The sequence below is a fragment of the Rhodococcus sp. PAE-6 genome, from assembly GCF_025290685.1.
Classification (GTDB): Bacteria; Actinomycetota; Actinomycetes; order Mycobacteriales; family Mycobacteriaceae; genus Rhodococcus; species Rhodococcus pyridinivorans.
The window spans coordinates 121373-143742 of record NZ_JAOCLZ010000002.1; the positions used below are offsets into that span (position 1 = coordinate 121373).

A 22370-nucleotide genomic window follows, 5' to 3' on the forward strand; every position below is an offset into this window, starting at 1 on the left:
ATCAATGGCATCCAGGGAGCCGGGGACATGGCACGTACGGTCGATCCGGTCCGGCACGAGGCGCGCCGCCTCGGGATCATCGACGCAGCTCTGACCTGCTTCGCCCGACACGGCTACGACGGCACGACCACGGCCGCGATCTGCCGCGAGGCCCGCATCGGGTCCGGAACCTTCTTCCACTACTTCCCCACGAAACTGTCGCTGATGGTGGCCGTTCTCGAACTGGGCACAGCCGAAAGCGTGGCGTGGTTCGAGGCGCAGAGCGGGCGAACCGACGCCACCCGTGTACTCGACGAATACGCCGTTCGGGCAGCAGAGGATGCGTCGGATCCCCGTACGGCCGGCTTCGTCCGAGCGGTCGGGGCTGTGATGACCCGGCCGGAGATCGCGGCTGCTCTCGACCGCGACGCCCGCGCGCTGCGCGACGGATTGCTTCCCTGGGTGCGGCTCGCGCAGCAGGCCGGAGAGATCCGGACCGACCTGCCCGCGGATCGGCTCGTCACCTGGCTACAGGCTTTGCTCGACGGCTACCTCGGCGTCGTCGCCGCCGAGACGTCCTTCGACCCCGTGCTCGAACAGGAAACGCTCCGCGACGCCCTGCAGCGCCTGCTCCGGCCGTAGATGTGCAGATCCGTCGTCACCAGTGGCCGTGGGTGTCGCGCCAGCCCTTGCGGATGATCTTCCCGGTGGCGTTGCGCGGCAACAGATTGCACGTCAGCGTCCATTGCGTCGGCACCTTGAAGTAGGCGAGACGCTCGGATGCGAAGGTCGTCAATTCCTCGACGGTGACCGTGGAGCCTTCGACGAGCACGACCACCGCAGCCACCTCCTGGCCCCATTCCGGGTGGGGCGCGCCGGTCACCATGCATTCGCGGACCGCCGGGTGCAGGGCCAGGACGCGCTCGACCTCCGACGGGTAGACGTTCTCGCCGTTCTGGTGGATGAGGTCGGCGCGCCGGCCCACCAGACGCAGACGGCCGTTCTCGACCACGCCGAAATCACCTGTGCGCAACCAGCGGTCGGGAGTGATCGCCTCGGCGGTCGCCGCCTCGTCGTCCCAGTAGCCGAGCATGACGAAGGGGCTGCGCACACACACCTCGCCCACGCGGCCGTCGGGCAGCCAGGCGCCGCTCTGATCCCGGATCTCGAGGCTCACCGTGATGATCGGCGCGCCCACCGTGCCGGGGAACTCCTCGAGTTCGGCGGCGGAGGCCACAGCGATCGACGTGCTGCACTCGGTGATGGTGTAACTGTCGACCATGGCGTGCTTGCCGAACGGAAGCCCTTCGCGCAGAAGTTGTTTGAATTCCGGCGTCGAAGGTTCCGAGGACAGGGTGAACCGGCTCAGCGAGGTGAGGTCGTATCTGTCGAGATCTTCGTCCTCGAGCATCCGCGCCGCCATCGACGGCACGGCCATCCAGTGGGTGACCTGTTCCGCCTCGATGAGTTCGAGCACGGGACGCACGCCGTACCAGCCCTGGTTCATCACCACGGTGCTGCCGGTGGCCAGGCGCGGCACGATCGTGTTGTGCAGGCTCGTGATGTGGAACAGTGAGGACGTCAGCAGATAGCGGGAGTCCGATGGTGCGGACCGGTCGTATGTGCCGCCGGTCCAGATCGTCGCGATCGCGTCGAGGTACCGGTGGTAGTCGACCACTGCCAGCAGATTCCGCTGCGAGTGCAACGCACCCTTCGGATCCCCGCTCGTGCCCGAGGTGTACAGGAGGACGGCCGGATCGTCCTCGGCGACTCTCGGGGGCGGCGGCTGCGCGCCGTCGAATTCGGCGATGAGGCGCGGTAGATCCTCCTCGATCGACAGCACCACCGTCTGCGCACGGTCGATGCCGGCCACGGCCGCAGCACGCGGACCGTCGACGAAGAGCACCCGGGGTCGCGAATGACGGATACCGAATTCGAGTTCCGGTTGCACCCACCACGCGTTCAGGCCCACCGAGATCGCACTGAGGGCCTGCGTCGCCCAGAAGGCGGTGACCCACTCGGGCCGGTTCGCCGACAGGATCGCGACCCGGTCGCCCACGCCCACCCCGTACCGCTCGTGGAGCGCCGCGGCGAGGGCGTACGACATGCGCGCGTTCCGGGCGAAGGTGATCCGCTGATCGGTCGTGACCAGATACTCGCGGTCGCCCCAGGCGAGGGACTGCGAGAGCAGATCCGCCACGGCGACGTCGCGTCTGCGCATGACGGGTATCTCGGTGCCCAGGACGTCCTGCACGACGATCTCGAACTCGCCACCCGGACCGGTGAGTCGCGATACCAGCTGATCGAGGAAATGGGAGGGATCGGAGGGGATGGTCATCGCCTGTATCCCACCGGTGCCCCTGCACGCTTCACGGACGTCCCCTCCTCCATCGAGTGCGTACCGCCAGAATCTCACGACGGGTCACCCCGACTTCGAATGTACCGGTGAGTGGGACGGGCGGTGACGGTCACCATCGCTCTCCCTAGCCTGTGACCTGGGCGTCTGTGGAAAAGCGAGGTCCTGTCTCCGTCGGGCCGCCGCCCGGCGCCCCTGTGAGAAAGGACCGAAGACGAATGACCGCAACGACGCCGACGCCCGCGCAGTGGCGAGGCCACGACCTGGGTGCCCGCACGATCCGCTACGACGAGCGGGACGCGATCCTGTACGCGCTCGCGGTGGGCGCCGGCGCGGCGGACCTCGATCTCGTGTTCGAGGACCGGCTGCGGGTGTTGCCGACGTTCGCCCTGACGCTGGCCCAGTGGGCACCGGATGCGCTCGGTGCGCTCGGTGCCTTCGACACGGCCACCGCGCTCCACGGTTCCCAGAGCCTCGAGGTGCTCGCACCGTTGCCACGCTCCGGGGAGATCGCGATGTCGGCGCGCGTCGGTGAGGTCTGGGACAAGGGCCGGGCAGCGGTGTTCGAGGTCGTCGTCGAGAGCGAGTTCTTCATCGCGACGTGGTCGTTGTTCGCACCGGGAGCGGGAGGTTTCGGCGGCGAGCGCGGACCGTCGGCGCCGTCCGCACCGGAGGGGGATGCCGACGTGGTCGGCACGCTCGCCACACGCGCCGACCAGGCGGCGCTTTACCGGCTGACCGGCGACCGGCACCACATCCACATCGATCCCGAGGCTGCGGCGCGCATCGGACAACCCCGCCCCATCCTGCACGGCCTGTGCACGCTGGCGGCCGCGACCCTGCCTCTGGCCGACATGCTCGGAGGGCACCCCGCCGACCTGAAGACGCTGTTCGGGCGCTTCGCGGCCCCCGTCTTCCCCGGCGATGCGGCACAGGTCCGCGCCTGGGGTGACGCAGCGGATGTTCGGTTCGACGTCGTCACGGAGACCGGCGCCGTCCTGTCCGGCGGTCGCGCCGTTTTCGCTTGATCGCCACAACCGTCTGGAGGAAAGACTTGGACACGTTCGCAGATATAGTGCGCGCTCGTCACGGTGACCCGAAGGTGGGGTTGCGTTTCGAGGACCAGCAGTGGACCTGGGGCGAGGTGGTTCAGGAAAGCGCCGATCGTGCCGCCGCGATCGTCGCGACCGTGCCCGCTCCCGCAGATCGGCAGCGCCACATCGGGGTGCTGCTCGAGAACGTCCCGGACTTCGTCTTCTGGATCGGCGCCGGCGCCCTGGCCGGAGCAGCCGTCGTGGGCATCAACGCCAGCCGCAGCGGCCCCGAGATCGCCCGCGACATCGCGCACGCGGACATCGACCTCGTCGTCACCGAATCCCGCCTCGCCCATCTGCTCGAGGACACCGGCCACGGACTGCCGACCGACCGCATCCTCGACATCGACGACGATCGCTACGCGGAGTTCCTCGCGCCGTTCCGCGGTGCGGATCTGCCGGAGACGATCCCGTCCACCGACGACATCGCATTGTTGCTGTTCAGTTCCGGTTCCACCGGCGCTCCGAAGGCCGTGATCGTCGGCCAGGGCCGGCTCGCGCGCCTCCTCGGTCCGCTCACCGAACGTGTTGGCATGCGCGAGGATTCGATCGCCTATCTGTGCATGCCGCTCTTCCACGGAAACGCACTCATGCTCAACCTCGGCACGGCCATGCGGGCCGGCGCGACCGTCTGCATGATCCGGAGGTTCTCCGCGAGCCGGTTCTCCGACGACATCCACAGCTACGGCGCCACTTTCGTCAACTACGTGGGCCGGGCCCTGTCGTACATCCTCAGCCGGCCGGAAGACCCCCGCGACCGCGCGAGCACCCTCGAACTCGCGTTCGGCACCGAGGCATCCGAAGCCGACGTGGCCCGCTTTTCCGAACGCTTCGGCTGCACGGTCGTCGAAGGCTACGGGATGAGCGAAGGCGTCTTCCGCATCAACCGCACCCCCGACACCCCGACCGGATCGCTCGGGGTCGCCGTCGGAGGCGTCGATGTCCGCATCCTCGACGAGGACACCGGGCAGGAGTGCCCCCGCGCCCGTTTCGACGAGACCGGTCGCCTCCTCAACAGTGACGCCGTCGGGCAGATCGTCGCGTGCGGTGCCGCCCACACCTTCGAGGGCTACTACAAGAATCCCGAGGCGATGGCCGATCGGGTCAAGGGTGACGACTTCTGGTCGGGGGATCTCGGGTACCGCGACGAGAACGGCTTCTTCTACTTCGCCGGAAGATCCTCCGACTGGCTTCGCGTCGACAGCGAGAACTTCTCCGCCACTCCCGTCGAGCGCATCATCCTGCGGGTGCCGGGCATCCTGTCCGCCCCGGTCTTCGCCGTGCCCGATCCCACGACCGGGGATCAGGTCATGTGCGCCGTCGAACTCGAGCCCGGCGCGGAGTTCGACCCGGCGGTGTTCGGGGCGACCCTCGCCGAGCAGCCCGACATGGGAGACAAGTGGTGGCCGCGATTCGTGCGCGTCACCGCGCAGATCCCGCTGACGGGCAGCAACAAGGTGAACAAGGCCCCGCTGCGGGCGGTCGCGTGGAGCACCCCCGACACCGTCTACGTGCGTGTCGGACGGACCTCCGAGTACGTCCTGCTCGACGACGCGGAACGCGCGCGCATCGAGCGGGAGTTCGTGGCCAACGGCCGGGCGGCCCTGTTGCCGACCACCGAACCTGCGCCGGTTGCGTGATCGCGGTCCGGCCCGGTCTCACGACATCGGAAGGTCTCGACCAGTGAGATGTCCTCATCAGGGGTGATACCGATCACCTAGCGTTTCGGTCGTATCGCGACGGAATGCTCCAGCGGACTCCGCCGCCTGACCTCCTCAACGCTTCCCTCCCGAAAGGACGGACGACCGTGAGCATCGGCACTTCCGAACAATCCGAGATCCGCGAGATCGTCGCCGGGTCGGCTCCCGCCCGCTTCGCCCGGGGCTGGCACTGCCTCGGCCTGTCGAAGGACTTCAAGGACGGCAAGCCGCACTCGATCGAGGCATTCGGGACCAAGCTCGTGGTGTGGGCCGACAGCAACGACGAGATCAAGATCCTCGACGCGTACTGCCGGCACATGGGCGGGGACCTCAGCCGGGGCACCGTCAAGGGCGACGAGATCGCGTGTCCCTTCCACGATTGGCGTTGGGGCGGCAACGGTCGCTGCAAGAACATCCCGTATGCGCGGCGAGTTCCTCCGATCGCGAAGACCCGCGCATGGCACACCCTCGACCAGGACGGCATGCTCTTCGTGTGGCACGACCCCCAGGGGAACCCGCCGCCGGCCGACGTGACCATCCCGCGCATCGAAGGTGCGACGAGCGACGAGTGGACCGACTGGGTCTGGTACACCACCGAGGTCGACACGAACTGCCGGGAGATCATCGACAACATCGTCGACATGGCGCACTTCTTCTACGTGCACTACTCCTTCCCGGTCTACTTCAAGAACGTCTTCGAAGGCCACGTGGCCAGCCAGTTCATGCGTGGTCAGGCTCGTATGGACGCTCGTCCGCACGCGGACGGACAGCCGAAGATGCTCGGAAGCCGCTCCGACGCGAGCTACTTCGGACCGTCCTTCATGATCGACGATCTCGTCTACCAGTACGAGGGTTACGACGTCGAGTCGGTCCTCATCAACTGCCACTACCCGGTCTCCCAGGACAAGTTCGTCCTGATGTACGGCATGATCGTCAAGAAGTCCGATCGCCTCGAAGGCGAGCAGGCCCTGCAGACCGCCCAGCAGTTCGGGAACTTCATCGCGAAGGGCTTCGAACAGGACATCGAGATCTGGCGGAACAAGACCCGCATCGACAACCCGCTCCTGTGCGAGGAGGACGGCCCCGTCTACCAGCTGCGACGCTGGTACGAGCAGTTCTACGTCGACGTCGAGGACGTCGAGCCGGCGATGACCGACCGCTTCGAGTTCGAGATGGACACCACCCGCCCGGTGGCCGCGTGGATGAAGGAGGTCGAGGAGAACCTTGCCCGCAAGGCAGCCCTCGACGAGCAGGCAGGCGCGCAGCAGTCCACCACGACGGGCTAGGAGCCAAAGACATGCAGAACCGGATGGAACCGTTGCGCTGCGGCGAATGCGCCGCGCAGGTGCTCGTCCAGAAGAACAGCTGGGAGCACACGTCCATCCAGTGGAACACCGACGCGCACCGTTGTTGTCCCGTCGTCCGGGACGACGACGGGCGCGACGGCCGCCCCGGTGCGCCCCGGATGTCGTGCACGCACCTCGACGCCGCGATCGCCAAGGCGGCCGCCTCGGGAGTCATCGAGGTCTTCGACGACACCCCGATCCGAGCCCCCATCGTGCAGTGACCTCTTCAGCTTCCGACTACCTCCCGAAGGACCAGTGATGACCGAAACCCTCGATCTCGACCGCTCGTACTACGGCCCGTGGGCCGTCGTCGCCGGGGGCTCCGAAGGCGTCGGCGCGGCATTCGCCGACGAATTGAGCCGCGCGGGTTTCGATCTCGTGCTCATCGCGCGTAAGCCGGGCCCGTTGGAGGAGACGGCGGACAAGGCACGGAGCAACGGCGTGCAGGTGCGCACCCTCGCGCTGGATCTGCTCGACGACGATGCCGTGGAAGAGATCCGCAAGGCGACCGAGGACATCGAGATCGGCCTGTTCATCTTCAACGCCGGCGCGAACAGCTACGGCCACGAGTTCGTCACCGGCGACCTCGACGGGTTCCGCGGCGTGATCGAACTCAACGTCCACCGGCAGGTCGAGTTGTCGCACCTGTTCGGTGGACCGATGAAAGAGCGCGGGCGCGGCGGCATCATGCTGCTCGGGTCGCTCTCCGGCTACATGGGTGCCGAACACCAGAGCATCTACGCGGCCTCGAAGGCGTTCAGCCGCGTCTTCGCCGAAAGTCTGTGGCTCGAGCTCGCACCGCACGGCGTGCACGTGGTCGAACTCGTACTCGGTGTCACCCGCACCCCGGCGATGGTGCGCGCGGGCCTGAACTTCGACATCCCGGGGATGCTCGTCGCCGAGCCGGAGGACGTCGCACGTGAGGGTCTCGAGCACCTCCAGGACGGCCCGGTGTGGGTCGCCGGCGGCAACTACGAGGCTGCGGTCAAGCGCAGCGGATTCCCGCGCGACAAGCTCGTCCGAGGCGCGGCTGCCGCGATGCGAGCGCTCCTGAACCGCTGAGCTCTGCCGCTTCCTCTACGACTCGTCCCCGGCTGCGGAACGGCAGCCGGGGACGCTTCATTGTCGGGGGTCAGAAGTCGATGCGCACGTGCTTGCTTTTCGGCTTGGCCTGGCACGCGAGGACGTATCCGTTGGCGATGTCCTCCTCGTCGAGGATCGCGGACGGCGGGGTGTCGACGTCGCCTTCGACGACGGTGCACGCGCACGACCCGCACTCGCCTTCCCGGCACGAGTAGGGCACGTCGAGGCCCTTCGAGAGCATGACGTCCACGAGAGTCGCGCTGCGCGGCCAGACGAGGTCGTGTTCCTCGCCGTCGAGCTGCACCGTCACGGAGGCGGCGTCGGTGTCCGACTCGTCGATCTCGACGGCAGGTACGTCGGCGAACGGATCGCCGGACAGGGAGGTGAATACCTCGGCGTGGATGCGGTCCTTCGGGACGCCGGCCAGCAGCAGGCCTTCGCGGACGGTATCCATGAACGGCCCGGGTCCGCACATGTACGCGCGGTGATCGGCGAAGGCAGAGACCAGGGTCGCGAGCTGCTGCGGCGTCGGCAGGCCCTGCACGCTCTCGAGCCAGTGCACGACGGTGAGGGCAGTGGCGTGCCGGGCGGCGAGTTCGCGCAGCCTCTCGGCGAAGATGACGGACTTCTCGTCGCGGTTGCCGTAGACGAGCACCACGTTGCGATTGCCGCTGTGGAGAGCCGACTCGAGGATGGACAACACCGGCGTGATACCGCTGCCTCCGGCGAACAGTACGAGTTTCTCGGTGAGATCGACCGGAGTGAACACACCCGCCGGGGGCAGCACCTCGAGGGTTTGCCCTGCAGTGATGTTGTCGCACAGCCAGTTCGATCCGTATCCGTCGGCGGTGCGCTTGACGGTGACCTTGAGAGGCTCGCCGGTGTGGGGGGAACTCGCGAGCGAGTAGCACCGTGCCACGGAACCGGTCCGATCGCTCGGGATGCGCAGGGTGAGGAACTGTCCCGGTTTGTAGGCGAAGCCCGCGCGGCGCTCTTCTGGCACGTCGAACACCAGCGAAACGGCGTCGGCGGTTTCCTGGACGACTGCACCGACGGTCAGTACGACGGAGCGTGAACCGACCGGTGTCTCAACGGCTGTCATCGCAGTGGTTCCCTTCGATACGAATACTTCTCGATCGGATCACCGTAGAACGCCGACGGACGCCGACGCCCGTCTCCTCCCGGTAATCGGGACACGGGAGGAGACGGGCGTTCGGATCAGGCGGTGCGCACGCTGCGTGGGATCAGCAAGGTGATCCCGATTGTCACCACGGAGAGCGCGATGAGCATGCCGCCGACCATGTTGATTCCCGCGAGTGGGGTCGCAGTGAACGCGAGCAGCATGGTCGCGATCGACGTTCCGACACCCTGACCCGCGGTACGCAGCACGGCGTTCGTGCCGGTCGTCTCGCTGGTGTTGTGCTCGGGCACGGACTCGACGATCAGGTTCGGAATCGCCGTGTAGGCGAAGGCGGTCGCGACCGACACCACGACGACCATCGCGGTCATGGCCACCACGGAGTGGTGCGTGGTGAGCATGACGACGACGCCGACGATGAACAGGGCGGTACCGAGCAGCATCGACGCGCGTGAACCCACCGCGGCGGAGATCCGGCCGCTCAGCGGAGTGCAGACGAATCCGAACAGGGAGCCGATGAACGAGAGCCAACCCGCGTGCGTCGCGCTCAGGCCCAGGCCGAAGTCGCCGGTGGACGGCGTCTGCATGATGATCGGAATGATCATGGTGACCACGCCCAGCGGTCCCACCGCGATCGCGACGGTGGCCAGCATCGTGAGCGAGAACTTGCGGTCGGCGAACAGGCGCACGTTGATGATGGGGGAGGGTGTGCGCAGTTCCCACCGCACGAGCAGGACCAGAGCGACGGCCCCGCCCAGGATGAGACCGAGGGTCCGCGGGTCCGACCAGCCCCATGACTGGGACTTGTTGACGCCGAGCAGGATCGCGGCGACCGCGCCGGCGAAGGTGACCGCACCGATGTAGTCGATCTTCTCGGAGGTCCCGGTGGGCCGGCGCCACGGGAGGACGAACCAGACGAGCAGCAGGGCGAAGATCGCGTACACGGCGGCGACGACGAAGATCATGTGCCAGCTGGCGTTGTCGATCAGCAGACCGGCGACGAGCAGCGACGCCGAACCGGCGGCGACCGCCGAGCCGGAGATCAGTGCGACGGCAACGGGAACGCGGGAAGCGGGAAGATGCTCGCGCGCCAGCCCTATGCACAGCGGCAGGATCGCACCGGCCACACCTTGGATCGCGCGGCCGATGATGATGCTGGTGAGGCTGTCACCGAGGGCGCTGACCATCGAGCCGAGCGCCGCGACGGCGAGCAGGACCATCAGGATCCGTTCCCGGCCGTACATGTCGCCGAGCCGGCCGCACACGGCGGCCGAGGCGGCCGAGACGAGGAGGAAGGCCGTCACCGCCCATCCGACCGTCGATGCGTTGCTGTCGAATTCGACGATCAACGTCGGGATCGCGGCGAACATCATCGATGTTTCGAACGCACTGATGATCTCGACGGCGATCAGGACCGACACGATCACCCATACCGGCTGCTGCCGGTCGAACCGGCTCCGCCCCTTCGGCGTTGCGGATTCCGGCTGGGAGAGGTCATTGGCGTAGGACGTCAAAGCGCATTCCAGACTCTCGGCGGCCCGATCGCGGGCCGTGTTTCCTGCCCCACGAATGGGAGTGGCTCGGATCACTTGGTATCGCAGGTGAGGGCTGTCACGCTGTTCTATCTCGCTGAGCGAGAACAATTTTGGTGGGTCAGATGAGCGCGGCCTCGTGTACTGCGCGGTCGAACTCGGGCAGTTCCGCGCCGTTGCGAAGGGTCGTCGCGAGCGACGGGTCGGCGAGATGGAGCCGACCGATGGCGATCAGATCGAACTCGTCGTCGCCCAGGCGTCGTTCGAGTTCGGGAACGTTGTTGCGCACAGGTGCGCTGCCCTGGAGGCGGCTCTCCCGCAACGTCGTTGCGATTCCGACGCTGCCTACGGCCATCGAATGTGCGCCGGTGACCTTCTTGGCCCAGCCTGCGAGTGTCAGGTCGCTGCCTTCGAAGGCCGGCATGTCGAAGCGGCGGATGCTCGCGTCGAAGACGTCGACGCCGGCTTCCTTCAATGGGGTGAGGACGGCTTTCAGTTCGTCCGGGGTGTGGGCGATCCGGGCTTCGTAGTTCTGTTGCTTGTGCTGCGAGAACCGGTAGAAGATCGGCAGGTCGTCGCCGATGCGCGCGCGGATGGCGGCGACCACCGCGGCGGGGAAACGGGTGCGGCGCTCGAGGTCGCCGCCCCATTCGTCGTCGCGGAGATTCGTTCCCTCCCAGAGGAACGCGTCGAGCAGATAGCCGTGCCCACCGTGCAGTGCGATGCCGTCGAATCCGACTCGGGCAGCGGCGGCCGCCGCGTCGGTATAGGCCGCGACGACCTGCTCGATGTCCTCCACGGTCATGGCCCGCGTAGGCGCTGAGGCCCGGGAGATGTAGTCCTCGCCGTAGGACGTCACGCCGAGCTCGCCCCAGACTCCCGACGGCCGCATGGGGACGAGGTCGGGGTCGACATCTGCGGTCATCGCGCCCCAGAGGGGGCCGACGTGCCAGAGCTGGGGGACGATGCGTCCACCCTCGGCGTGAACCGCGTCGACGACGCGACGCCAGCCGTCGAGGGCTTCTTCGCCGTGCATGTGTGGCACGCGGGGATTGTCGACTGCTGTCGGGTGATCGATCGCGACGCCCTCGGTGAGGATCAGGGCCGTGCCGCCCGCGGCGCGTCGCCGGTAGTACTCCACGACATCCGGGCCGGGCACGCCACCCGGCGAGTGCGAGCGGGTCATCGGCGACATCACGATGCGGTTGCGGAGCTCGAGGGAACGGACCGTCAGGGGACGGAAGAGGGGGGACTCGGTATCCGGCATCGTGGTCTTGACTCTTTCGGCTCGTGCGGGCGACGGGTGCAGGCGGGTTCGGCCCACATCCGAGGTTGTACCCACCGCCCGGTCCGCGGGACAGGGACCTCCTGCTCAGTGAGACGTGCCGGCGGAAGCGCGAGGGGAGGGACGTAGATCGCGGGAGCATCGAGTCCGCTGATCGGGAATTGTGCGACAGGTCACTCGCCTTGTACCCTGGGCATCACTCACAAGAATCAATTTCAATTCTTGCTTTCGTGGGTGATCGGATTCCGGAGAAAGGGTGACGATGTCCGAGGCGCAACGTACGCAGGTCTCCCAGGCACCGAAGCGCGAACTGCCTGCATCGATGGTCGAGCGAATGACCCTCATCCTCGATGCCTTCGACGATCTCTCGTCGCGGCTCACCCTGGAAGAAGTCGCGTGCCGCACCCGGCTTCCGCGCTCGACGGTCCACCGCATCCTCGACCAGATGGTGCGACTCGACTGGATCGACCACGCGTCGTTCGGGTATTGCCTCGGACGTCGTGCGAAGTCCATGGGAGAGGGCGACAGTGGGCACATCCGTGTCCGTGAGGCCGCGGCACCGCTCCTCCACGAACTGCACATGACCACCGGGATGGTCGCGCACCTGTCCGTGCTCGACGGGCCCGACTGCGTCTACCTCGACAAGATCGGCGGCCAGCTCGCCGCGGCACTGCCGTCGCGGGTCGGCGGACGTGTCCCCGCCTACGCCACCGCCGGCGGCAAGGCGCTGCTCGCCGGACTCGAGCCGGAGCAGGTCGATGCCCTCTACCCCGGCCCGCAACTGCCGCGTCGCACCGAGCGGACCATCACCGATCTGTCGACCCTGCACCTCGAACTCAACCGCATCCGCCGTCGCCACGGTCTGGCCTTCGAGACCGGAGAGGCCACCGCCGGTATGTCCTGTGCGGGCGCCGCGATCCGCAGCCCTGCATCGTCGGTCGCCGCGATCTCCCTGTGCGGTCCCACCCGCCCCGGACACCTCGAACGCATCGCGCCGCTGGTCGCCGATGCGGTCCGCACGATCTCGCGCACGCTCTATCCCGAACTCGACACCCCTCGACGCAATCGCGCCGCACGCACGTCCGGAGCGTCGTGGTCGCCGCAGGTCATGGAGCGAATGCTCGCCACGCAGTCGAACGGCTGGATCTGACGGCCGGAGCCGGGCAACATCACGCACCACCCCGCGGCGGGCGGAACATCCCGGTGATCGGGAACGTTCGAGCCGCGTGAGGTGGATCACTGGAAACCTTCTCGTCATGACGACGGTATCGACTTTCGAGAACACGGCGAGAGAACTCGCGACCGACCGCGGCACCCTCCGCTACCACGAAGCCGGTCAGGGTGAACCACTCCTGCTGCTCCACGGCTCCGGACCGGGCGTCACCGGCTGGCGGAACTACCGCGGTGTGCTCGCCGATCTCGCCGAGCACTACCGGTGCCTCGTCCTGGAGTTCCCCGGCTTCGGCGTGAGCGACCCGTGCGAAGGACACCCGATGGCGATGGCCTCGGTCGCGGTGACCGACTTCCTCGACGGACTCGGCTTCGACCGCGTGTCGATCATCGGGAACTCGATGGGCGGCATCGTCGGGACGCAGTTCGCGATCGCGCAGCCCGAGCGGGTGAAGAAGCTCGTCACCATCGGAGGCGCCGGCCGTTCGGTCTTCGCGCCGTCGCCGGGCGAGGGCATCCGGCTGCTCATGGAGTTCACGGACGACCCCACGCGCGACAAGCTCGTCCGTTGGCTGCGGTCGATGGTCTACGACCCCGCGATCGTCACCGAGGAACTCATCGAGGAGCGGTGGGCACTGGCCACCGAACCGAAGACCCTCGAGATCGCCCGACGCATGTACAGCACCGCGGCCTTCGCTGCGGGCGCGAAGGCCGCTGCCGCCTCCGACGCCACCCCGTACTGGGCGCAGCTCCACAAGATCACCGCGCCGGTGCTGCTGACCTGGGGTCGCGACGACCGTGTCAGCCCCGTCGACATGGCGATGCTTCCCATGCGCGAACTGCGCCGCGGCGAGCTCCACGTCTTCCCCAACTGCGGCCACTGGACGATGATCGAGGCGCGCGAGGCGTGGCTGTCGGCGGTGCTCGCGTTCCTTCGCCGCGACGACGCGTAGGCCCCGTCCGCGCGGACTCGTAACCCGCTCCCGCTCAGCCCCATCGACCGCTCCCGCTCAGCCCCATCGACCGCTCCCGCTCAGTGGAAAAACGACGATACGGGAGCGGTCCACCTGAGACCGTAGGCGTCAACGGAACCGACGCTCACCACGCCGTATCGGGGGCGTCACCCTCACAGAGCTGGAGAGATCATGGGACAGGTGCTCGACTCCGTTTCGGAGTTCGCAGACGAGATCCGCGCGGACGGCGCCGAAGGCGACACGCTGATGCGGCTGACCGACCGCAGCGCGAAGAGGCTCCGCGACGCCGGTGTCGTACGGCTCCTGCAGCCGAAGGAATTCGGGGGCCTCGAGGCGCACCCGCGCGAGTTCGCGGAGACCGCCATGGCCATCGGAGCCATGGACGGCGCGACGGGCTGGGTCAGCGGCATCGTCGGTGTCCACCCGTGGGAGATGGCCTTCTTCGACCCGAAGGCCCAGGAGGAGGTGTGGGGTGAGAACCCCGACACTTGGATCGCCTCCCCGTACGCACCGATGGGTGTGGCGACCCCCGTCGACGGCGGATACATCCTCAACGGCCGCTGGTCGTTCTCGTCGGGCACCGACCACTGCGACTGGGTGATGATCGGTGCGGCCGTGGGCGACGAGGACGGCAACCGCCTGAACCCGCCACAGAGCCTGCACGTGTTGCTGCCGCGGTCGGACTACCGGATCGACCACGACAGCTGGAACGTCGTCGGCCTGCGCGGCACGGGTTCGAAGGATCTCATCGTCGAGAACGCCTTCCTCCCCGAGTACCGGACCCTGCGCGCCGAGCGCGTCATGGGCGGGGTGGCGTGGCAGGACGCCGGACGCGACGAGACGCTCTACAAGTTCCCCTTCTCGTGCATCTTCCCGCTCGGCATCACCTCGTCGCTCATCGGCATCGCCGAGGGTGCGCTGAACTGCTACATCGAGTCCCAGCGCGAGCGGGTCACGGTGTCCGGCACCGCGATCAAGCAGGACCCGTACGTGCTGTCGAACCTCGGTGAAGCCGCAGCGGAGATCGCCGCGTCGCGCGCCGCCCTGCTCGAAACCGTCGACCGCTTCTGGGATCTGACCGAGCGGGGCATCGAGGTCACCTTCGAGCAACGCGCGATCGGACGCCGGACCCAGGTCGCCGCGGCATGGCGGGCCGTGCGCGCCGTCGACGAGATCTTCTCGCGGGCAGGCGGCGGCGCGCTGCAGCTGAGCAATCCGCTGCAGCGCTTCTGGCGCGACGCGCACGCCGGTCTGAGCCACGCCATCCACGTCCCCGGTTCGATCTTCCACGCCGCGACGCTCACCCAGCTCGGCGAAGAGCCGCAGGGCATGATGCGGTCGATGATCTGACATCACATCCATTACGGCGAAGGAACATTCGGATATGACGGATATTCGGGGCCTGGGTTATCTCAGGATCCAGACCACAGACATCGCACGATGGCGCGAACTCGTCGTCGACGGACTCGGCATGGCGATCGGTACCGGCCCGGAACCCGACGGCCTGTACCTGCGTGTCGACGAGCGGCGGGCACGCCTGATCGTGCTGCCCGGTGAGGTCGACAAGGCACTCGCCGTGGGCTGGGAGGTGCGCGACGAGTTCGCGCTGCGTCGCGTGCGCGAAGCGGTCGAGAAGGCCGGCATCGCCGTCGAGGTCCTCTCCGAGGAGGAGTCGACCTACCGCGACGCCGAGCAGGTCATCGCATTCGACGATCCGGGCGGCACCCGCACCGAGGTGTTCTTCGGTCCGGTGCTCGACCACAGCCCCCTCGTGACGCCGTTCGCCGGTGTCTTCCACACCGGTGAGGAGGGACTCGGCCACGTCGTCCTGCCCACCGCCGCGTTCGCGGAGTCCTACGAGTTCTACACCGAGGTACTCGGATTCCTGCCGCGCGGAGCGACGCGGCTCGGTGGCCTGTCGGCACCGCCGCCCGTGCGACGCGTGCGGTTCCTGGGCGTCAACCGCCGCCACCACAGCCTCGCGTTGTGCCCGGCTCCCCCCACCGCCGAACCCGGTCTCGTGCACCTGATGCTCGAGGTCGAGACGCTCGACGCGGTCGGTCAGGCCCTGGACCGAGTGAACAAGTTGGGCTTCTCGATCTCGTCGACCCTGGGCCGGCACACCAACGACAAGATGGTCTCCTTCTACGTGCGTGCCCCCGGCGGATGGGACCTCGAGTTCGGTACCGAAGGCATGCTCGTCGACGAAACCTTCTACACCGCAGAAGAAATCACCGCGGACAGTTACTGGGGTCACGACTGGTCGGGCTCCGAGCCGCTCGCGGCGTTCTCGCCTCCGGTGGGCTGATCGAGTTCGTCCACCCGGATACCTTCCGACGATGCCACGGCGTACGACGCCGTGGCATCGTCGCGTCGGTGGCCCTGTCCGATCGCCTCGGTACACCCGGGAGGGCGGCTCCCGGCGAGCGGGACCGGAAGGCGGTGCGTCACAGGCTTCGGGGAGAGTGATGTGGATTACAGATCGTGCCGGATCCTCACGCATCTCGACGCGGGCCGTCCCTACGCATGCCCGAGGTGCTCCTGTGACGTCACTGCTGACCGAACGAATCGCCGACTTCGCTGCCGCGCGCAATGCCCGCGCGCTGCCGCCGTAAGTCGCCGACTACACCGGACCCATCGTCGTCGACACCCTCGTGTGCGGCCTCGCCGCAGTACGCATGGAACGTACTCGCATGGCACACAAGGTGATCGACCGCCTCGGTGGGGTCGAGGAGGCCACGGTGTTCGGCCGTTCGACCACAGCGCCTGCTGCCGTTGCTGCTGCGTTCAACTCCGATATCACCTACGCGCTCGACGCGGACGACACACTCTTCGACTCGGCGCACTTCGCGACGATCGTGGTCTCCTCGGCCCGCGCCGAGGCCGAACGCGTCGATGCGTCCGGCGACAGCCTGCTCCGTGCCGTCGCTGTCGGCTACGACATGACCGCGCGGCTCAACCTCGCATGCTCGTTCATGGAGGTCGTCGACGGGCGATCACCGAGGACGTCGGAGACCGCTGGTGGATACTCGACAGTGCCGTGAAGTACTGCCCGGCCTTGCTGCTACACGGGTGCCTCCATCGATGCGTTGCGCGCGCTCGTCCGTGAACACGGCCGGGGGCCGGACGATATCGAACACATCGAGGTTCGGCTCAACCCCGGCGCCTACAGCCAGCGGGTGTTCCACACGCCGGCAACGAGTATCGAACCCGACCATCGTGCCGCGATCCACGGAGCCTTCAACCTCCCGGGCGGATCGGCCAGCTCACCATGTACCAGAACGACAATCAGGCGTTCCTGGTCATCGACGAACAGGCCTACGAGGAAGGAATGGCCACACCGACTTCGAGTCCGCAACTCCGTCACCAGCCGACCTGGGTGTGTGAGGCGGTGTCGGAACTAGAGTCCGAAATAGGTCTTCCCGCAGGAACTCTCGTATCGACGGTGGAGCTCTACAATCGGCACGCCGAATCGGGGACGGATCCGGTCCTCGGAAAGAAGGCGGAGTGGGTGCGGCCCCTCCGATCGCCGATCGCCGCGATCGATCTGCGTGGCATGACCGAAGGTTTCACCCTGGGGGGACTGCAGACCTCGGTGGACTCGGAAGTTCTTCACGTGGACGGAGATCCGATTCCCGGTCTGTATGCGGCGGGCCGTTGTACGTTCGGCCTCTCGGCGTGGGGCTACTGCAGCGGCATCTCCCTCGGTGACGGTAGCTTCTTCGGCCGGCGCGCGGGAATGCGTGCGGCGGCGAAGTGAGTGGCACCGGGATGTCCCCTCGGATGCGATGAGCGGAGCATTCCGGATCCGGGTCCGGGAGGGCTCCGCGTCTCGTGTCGTGCGAGCGTGCCACGGGGCGATGCCGGGTTCGCGACCCCTGCCGTGCGCCGGCTCTGCAATTCGCGCCGGCGGTCGGCGACCGGACCTCGGTGCCGGGTGCGCGGCCTGATCGGGTATTCGAGCACGCGAGGAGCGTTGTCGCCGTAGACGAAAAGGGCGGACCTCCTCACCGTCCTCCGCACGCATTGTGTATGTTCGACGCCGCGAACAGGGGGCATCGATGAACGAACACAGGACTGGGCACGGTTGTCGGGGGCCGGCGGGGGCGGGCTGCCGCCGGGATTCCTCGTCGTCTCCGGTGCGGAAGTGTGCGGTCCAGCCCTCGACGGCGGTGCTCGTCCTGCGGCGATCGACGGTTCGGCCGACCGGTTCGTAGGGAGTCGGTCCTCGGGCGAGGACGACCGGCACGGAATTCGTCTCCGTGCCCGGGACGGGGTATGTGCCCGAATGAGGATCTGGTGTAGAACGTTTCGGAAAGATGTAGTTTATGTCCGAAAAGCACGTTCTCTTCATTGTGAAAGGGAGATCTGAGAATTGGAGCCGAGCCGAACAGGTGCGCTGCAGATCGGTCGCTGGCGTCTCAAATACAGACTCGCGGCCGTGCTGTCGATTCCCCTCGTCCTCGCTGTCGCTCTCGGTGCCGTGCGCGTCACGACTCAGCTCGACGAGGCGCAGCGGTCGGCCGCATTGTCCGAGCAGACCGTTGTCGCGCCGGCGCTGCTCGACTTCTCCATCGCTGTGATCAGCATTACCGCCGCCACGAGCCTCGGATTCACGCCCAAGAGCGTGGCCGCGGACGATGTGACGCAGTCCATGGACACTCTGAGGGAACTCGCCGCAGAAAGCGATCTCAGCTCCGATGTCGCCGTAGAACTCGATGCGCTGCTCGCGCAGGGCGACCAGCTCTACGCCGCGGTCATGAACTCCTCCCTCGGAGCCGAGGAGTTCGGTCGCCTGACCACCGACTTCCTGGTGCGGTGCAGGGATATCTTCCGAGATCTGTTCGATCAGTTCGAGAACCACGACGCTCTCGTCGACGCCACGAACCTGCTCCTGATGTGGGACGCGCAGCTCAACCTCCTCGACCAGATGGAGTCCTTCCGGCTGCTGGCCACCAACCCCGAAGCCGCCCGGATCCTGGCGACCGGCGCCATGAACACCGAAGAGTCGACGCTGCGGCTCCTTCGAGGATCGGGGCTCGATACCGGGCAGATCGACGGGATGCTCGGCGGTATCGAAGCGCGCCGTAGGTTGATCGAGAACTTCACGCCGAGCAGGCAATTCGGGGAAGACCTTCGCAACGCCGTACTTTCGGCGTCCCGGTCTTATGCGGAAGGGATCGACAGCGCCAGCGCGCGTATCATCGGGACGCTCGAAGAACTGGCGGACGAGACACGTACCGCGGCCACCCGCGACGCGCTCTTCGTCACGGCAGCACTCGTACTCGCCCTGCTCCTCGCGATAGCAGTCATCCGTTCCCTGTCGGTGCCCCTGGGACGTCTGCGAGACAACACTCTCGCAGCGGCGAACACCGAGCTTCCCGCCGCCATCGCGGCGGTCAAGGACGGGGCCGACATCGACACCGTCCGTCTCGCTCCCGTCGGCACCGATACGGACGAGGAGATCGGCGAACTCTCCCGAGCGGTGGATTCGATGAACACGCAGGCGCTGCGTCTCGCCGGCGAGCAGGCCCACCTGAGGAAACAGGTGAACGTGATGCTCGAGACGCTGGCACGCCGCAACAAGACCCTCGTCGAACAGCAACTCTCGCTGATCGAATCTCTCGAATACGAGGAGAAGGATCCCGCCCGGTTGCAGAGCATGTTCGCTCTCGATCATCTGGCGACGCGCATGCGGCGTACCGGCGAATCCCTGTTGGTTCTCGCGGGCACGCGCCCGCGTACTCGCAGCGGGCCCGCACCGCTCGGCGATGTGCTCCGCGGTGCGGTGTCCCAGGTGGAGAACTACCAGCGGGTGCAGATCGGGAACACCCCGCGCGGATATCTAGTCGGTAAGGTGGTGAACGACGTGGTGCATCTGGTGGCCGAACTCGTCGACAACGCGCTGCGGGCTTCCCCGCCCACCACTCCCGTCAGGTTCGAGTTCTCCTCCGCCGTGGAGGGTGGCCTGCTTCTCGATATCGCCGATCGCGGAATCGGTATTCCCCGAGATATCATGGAGGAGATCAATATCCGTCTCGCGGCGGGTGAGAATGCCGATGTCGACGCCCCGCGTCAACTGGGATTGTTCGTGATCGGGCGTCTGGCGGCCCGCAACGGCATGAGCGTGCGTCTGAGGCCGACCTTCGACACCGAGACGAACGCCGGTGTCACGGCGTCGGTCTACTTCCCGGCCGCTCTCCTCAGCGAGGTGCACACGGTCCAGCCCACCGTGATGACGGAACGCCCCCGCCGGCTCAGGACCGAGGAACTTCCGTCCTTGGTGCCGTCGACGACGCCCGCCGGAGGTATTGCCCACGGAAAGTATCGTGGTTGACGTGTGACCGGAAGTGATGCCACCGCCGTCTCGACGGCGGTGGCATCACTCGTACCGCGGGTGTTCCGGTCTGCCGGTGGTCTCGGCCGGCCACCGAACCGTGTTCGCACGGTACCCCCGGCTCACATCCCCCCGACGGATCCGTCGGGAAGATGCACTGCGGACCCGGGGGGTCGCGGCCACGGATGCCCCGTCAAGCGTTCGATGTCGTTGTTGAAGCGTTCGAGCCGGGGTTCGCGATCCGTTGGTGGATCTGCGCGTCACCGCCCGCCGGCCCGTACTGCTCACCAACAGTGCTTCGATCGTGGTGGGTTTCGCGAGGTACGCCCAGTCGCTGATTCTTCCGCAGATCCTGCAGCTGCCGGAAGAGACCGGTCACGGACTCGGCCAGTCCATGATCATGATGGGTCTGTGCATGGCACCGGGTGGTCTGATGATGATGGCGGTCTCTCCCATCGGAGGAAAGCTCTCGGCTCGCCACGGCCCGAAGACCACGCTGCTGGTGGGCTGCCTGATCATCGCTCTGGGGTACACGGCAGGGCTGCTGTTGATGGGATCGGTCCTGGGCCTGGCAGTCGTCGTCGCGATCTGCAGCACGGGAGTCGGGTTCGCATACGGTGCGATGCCCGCCCTGATCATGGGGGAGGTCCCTGCCACGGAGACGGCATCCGCCAAAAGCGTGAACAGTCTCATGCGGTCGGTCGGCACGTCCTCCGCTTCCGCCGTCGTCGGTGTCGTCCTCGCACAGATGAGCGTGCCGTTCGCCGGTCATACCATTTCCACGGAGTCCGGCTTCCGGGTCGTCCTGCTGACGGGCGCAGGCGTCGCGCTTCCCGCGGCTGTCCTCACCGTCGCCGGTCCGCAGTCGCGCCGGGCCCGTCTCGCGAAGGTTGCCGCCGGCGCGACGCCCTCCGTGAGGGTGTGACGACGACTTCCTCCGCCCGTCGGTAGCGGCGGACGGAGGAAGTATCGGCGGAGTTACCGCGCGTCGAGCCCGAACGCCCCGCGGTAGAACACCATCGGACTCCGGTCGCCGACGCACTCCAGTTCGGCGACCCGGCCGATGACGACGTCGTGATCACCCGCGACGTGCACATCCTCCACCGATGCGTGCACCCGCAGCAGGACATCCGGCAGCGACGGAGTGTCCCAGCGGGACAATTCCCAGTGGAGACCGTCGAACTTCGGACCGCGGCTCGACCCGAAACGCGCGCACAGATCACTCTGGTCGGCACCGAGCACGTTGACGGTGAACCGGCCGACGCGGCGGATCCGCGGCCACGCGCGCCCGCGGTGATCCGCGCAGAACAACAGGAGGGGCGGTTCGAGCGAGACCGACGCGAACGACTGGCATGCGAAGCCGGTGGGCCCGTCCTCGTCGAGACCGGTCACGACGGTGACGCCGCTCGCGAACCGTCCCATGGCACGTCGCATCTCGTCGGGGCCCGGCAGTTCGATCCTGTGGTCGGTGTCGCGGGTCGGTATCCGGGTCTGCATGTGGCTCACTCCGATTCGATCGTGGAGGTCGACTCCGACCGTCCTTCTCCGACTCCGACGTTACGGCCCGAGAAAGTCGGGACGGACCGGCTTCTCGCTCAGTGGACGCTCGGATCCGATGCCGTCCCAGCACGACGTCCGGTGCCCGTGCTCCCACCGTTCGGGACCGTGGACGATCCGCGATGCGACAATCTGCCGGGCGGTTCGGTGCAGAATCGACGGGTCGTCATCGTGGAAAGGGGGACCGGTGCCCAGAATCGGTAAGGCGCGGGACGGAGCCGAGCCGACCTCGGTCGAACAACGGCGACGCCATGTGCGGATCCTCGAGGCTGCAGCGCAGCTGGGGTCCGAGCACGAATTGGCCCGCGTGCAGATGACCGAGGTGGCGAAGAACGCCGAGGTCGCGATCGGCACCCTGTACCGATACTTTCCGTCGAAGACGCACCTGTTCGTGGCGTTGCTGCTCCACCGGCTCGAGATCGGCGCCGACCGGTTGCCCGAACGGAAACCGGGGACGAGCGCGCGCGAGGCGATCACCGAGACGCTCGTCGAGATGACCCGCCGGTTCGTCGACCGACCACGCCTGGCCTCCGCGATGTTGCTGTCCAACAGCACCGCCCCGGCCTCGGTGGTTCCGGACTCCACCGAGGTGAGGCGGACGTTCCACCGAATCCTGTTCGAGAGGGCAGGCCTCGACGAGCCGACAGAGGAGGATCGCAACGCCGTGCGGCTGCTGTCGATGTTGTGGTCCGGACTGCTGGTGACCTATCTCAACGGCGGAGCGACCCTCGAGGAGACCGAGGCCGATGTGCGGAGGAGCTGCGACCTGCTGCTCGCGCACCTGTCGGAGTAGGGCACCGGAAACGACGCGAGTCCCCC

The 22370-nt window shown here is 67.2% G+C and carries 18 protein-coding genes and 2 pseudogenes; 15 read left to right on the plus strand and 5 right to left on the minus strand.

Features of this window, described 5'->3' with window-relative positions; translation table 11 throughout:
* Positions 1 to 27 precede the first annotated feature (27 nt).
* Positions 28 to 621 (plus strand): TetR/AcrR family transcriptional regulator, encoded by a 594-nt coding sequence (locus NVV99_RS05090; RefSeq protein ID WP_024102909.1) that lies wholly within the window; start codon positions 28 to 30, stop codon positions 619 to 621.
* 16 nt (positions 622 to 637) lie between these two features.
* On the opposite strand, the gene NVV99_RS05095 is transcribed toward NVV99_RS05090, so the two are convergent.
* Positions 638 to 2317, minus strand: a complete 1680-nt coding sequence (locus tag NVV99_RS05095; protein WP_024102910.1) for a class I adenylate-forming enzyme family protein — start codon at positions 2315 to 2317, stop codon at positions 638 to 640.
* 236 nt (positions 2318 to 2553) lie between these two features.
* On the opposite strand from NVV99_RS05095, the gene NVV99_RS05100 reads away from it, so the two are divergent.
* From NVV99_RS05100 to NVV99_RS05120, 5 genes are all read left to right on the plus strand, one after another.
* Entirely contained in the window at positions 2554 to 3363 is an 810-nt protein-coding gene (locus tag NVV99_RS05100; RefSeq protein WP_024102911.1) for a MaoC/PaaZ C-terminal domain-containing protein, read from the plus strand.
* A gap of 26 nt (positions 3364 to 3389) precedes the next feature.
* Entirely contained in the window at positions 3390 to 5069 is a 1680-nt protein-coding gene (locus NVV99_RS05105) for an AMP-binding protein (protein ID WP_024102912.1), read from the plus strand.
* A 167-nt stretch (positions 5070 to 5236) separates the two neighbouring features.
* Positions 5237 to 6415 carry a Rieske 2Fe-2S domain-containing protein gene (locus NVV99_RS05110; RefSeq protein ID WP_024102913.1) on the plus strand — a complete coding sequence of 393 codons (1179 nt, stop codon included), beginning with the start codon at positions 5237 to 5239 and terminating at the stop codon, positions 6413 to 6415.
* 11 nt (positions 6416 to 6426) lie between these two features.
* Entirely contained in the window at positions 6427 to 6696 is a 270-nt protein-coding gene (locus NVV99_RS05115; protein ID WP_080678532.1) for a hypothetical protein, read from the plus strand.
* A 37-nt stretch (positions 6697 to 6733) separates the two neighbouring features.
* Positions 6734 to 7537 carry an SDR family oxidoreductase gene (locus NVV99_RS05120; RefSeq protein WP_024102915.1) on the plus strand — a complete coding sequence of 268 codons (804 nt, stop codon included), beginning with the start codon at positions 6734 to 6736 and terminating at the stop codon, positions 7535 to 7537.
* Between the two features lie 70 nt (positions 7538 to 7607).
* Here the strand turns inward: NVV99_RS05120 and NVV99_RS05125 are convergent, their stop codons facing one another.
* The 3 genes from NVV99_RS05125 to NVV99_RS05135 all read right to left on the minus strand — a co-directional run bounded on the left by NVV99_RS05125 (position 7608) and on the right by NVV99_RS05135 (position 11495).
* Positions 7608 to 8660 (minus strand): ferredoxin--NADP reductase, encoded by a 1053-nt coding sequence (locus NVV99_RS05125; protein WP_024102916.1) that lies wholly within the window; start codon positions 8658 to 8660, stop codon positions 7608 to 7610.
* 116 nt (positions 8661 to 8776) lie between these two features.
* On the minus strand, positions 8777 to 10123 hold the full coding sequence (locus NVV99_RS05130; protein ID WP_024102917.1) for an MFS transporter: 1347 nt from the start codon (positions 10121 to 10123) through the stop codon (positions 8777 to 8779).
* A 226-nt stretch (positions 10124 to 10349) separates the two neighbouring features.
* Positions 10350 to 11495: a 12-oxophytodienoate reductase gene (locus tag NVV99_RS05135; RefSeq protein ID WP_024102918.1), complete on the minus strand. Its 1146-nt coding sequence runs from the start codon at positions 11493 to 11495 to the stop codon at positions 10350 to 10352.
* Positions 11496 to 11775: 280 nt separating this feature from the next.
* On the opposite strand from NVV99_RS05135, the gene NVV99_RS05140 reads away from it, so the two are divergent.
* The 8 genes and pseudogenes from NVV99_RS05140 to NVV99_RS05175 all read left to right on the plus strand — a co-directional run.
* Positions 11776 to 12663, plus strand: coding sequence for an IclR family transcriptional regulator (locus NVV99_RS05140; protein ID WP_037217212.1), 888 nt, complete (start codon positions 11776 to 11778; stop codon positions 12661 to 12663).
* 106 nt (positions 12664 to 12769) lie between these two features.
* The gene (locus tag NVV99_RS05145; RefSeq protein WP_024102919.1) at positions 12770 to 13636 is read left to right on the plus strand and encodes an alpha/beta fold hydrolase; all 867 of its coding nucleotides are present in this window, start codon (positions 12770 to 12772) and stop codon (positions 13634 to 13636) included.
* 192 nt (positions 13637 to 13828) lie between these two features.
* Positions 13829 to 15007 (plus strand): acyl-CoA dehydrogenase family protein, encoded by a 1179-nt coding sequence (locus NVV99_RS05150; RefSeq protein ID WP_024102920.1) that lies wholly within the window; start codon positions 13829 to 13831, stop codon positions 15005 to 15007.
* Positions 15008 to 15041: 34 nt separating this feature from the next.
* Positions 15042 to 15965 (plus strand): VOC family protein, encoded by a 924-nt coding sequence (locus tag NVV99_RS05155; protein ID WP_006551938.1) that lies wholly within the window; start codon positions 15042 to 15044, stop codon positions 15963 to 15965.
* A gap of 328 nt (positions 15966 to 16293) precedes the next feature.
* Entirely contained in the window at positions 16294 to 16701 is a 408-nt protein-coding gene (locus tag NVV99_RS05160) for an MmgE/PrpD family protein (protein WP_260782796.1), read from the plus strand.
* 203 nt (positions 16702 to 16904) lie between these two features.
* Positions 16905 to 17417, plus strand: a pseudogene (locus tag NVV99_RS05165) (FAD-binding protein); the annotation flags it as partial.
* Positions 17418 to 18098: 681 nt separating this feature from the next.
* Positions 18099 to 19994 carry a sensor histidine kinase gene (locus NVV99_RS05170; RefSeq protein ID WP_242411678.1) on the plus strand — a complete coding sequence of 632 codons (1896 nt, stop codon included), beginning with the start codon at positions 18099 to 18101 and terminating at the stop codon, positions 19992 to 19994.
* Between the two features lie 238 nt (positions 19995 to 20232).
* Positions 20233 to 20919 (plus strand): annotated as a pseudogene (locus NVV99_RS05175) (MFS transporter); the annotation flags it as partial.
* Positions 20920 to 20972: 53 nt separating this feature from the next.
* Here NVV99_RS05175 and NVV99_RS05180 read toward each other — a convergent pair.
* On the minus strand, positions 20973 to 21491 hold the full coding sequence (locus tag NVV99_RS05180; protein WP_024102925.1) for a flavin reductase family protein: 519 nt from the start codon (positions 21489 to 21491) through the stop codon (positions 20973 to 20975).
* Between the two features lie 256 nt (positions 21492 to 21747).
* Here NVV99_RS05180 and NVV99_RS05185 point away from each other — a divergent pair, with 256 nt between their 5' ends.
* Positions 21748 to 22344 carry a TetR family transcriptional regulator gene (locus tag NVV99_RS05185; protein ID WP_260782797.1) on the plus strand — a complete coding sequence of 199 codons (597 nt, stop codon included), beginning with the start codon at positions 21748 to 21750 and terminating at the stop codon, positions 22342 to 22344.
* The last annotated feature ends 26 nt before the right edge of the window (positions 22345 to 22370 follow it).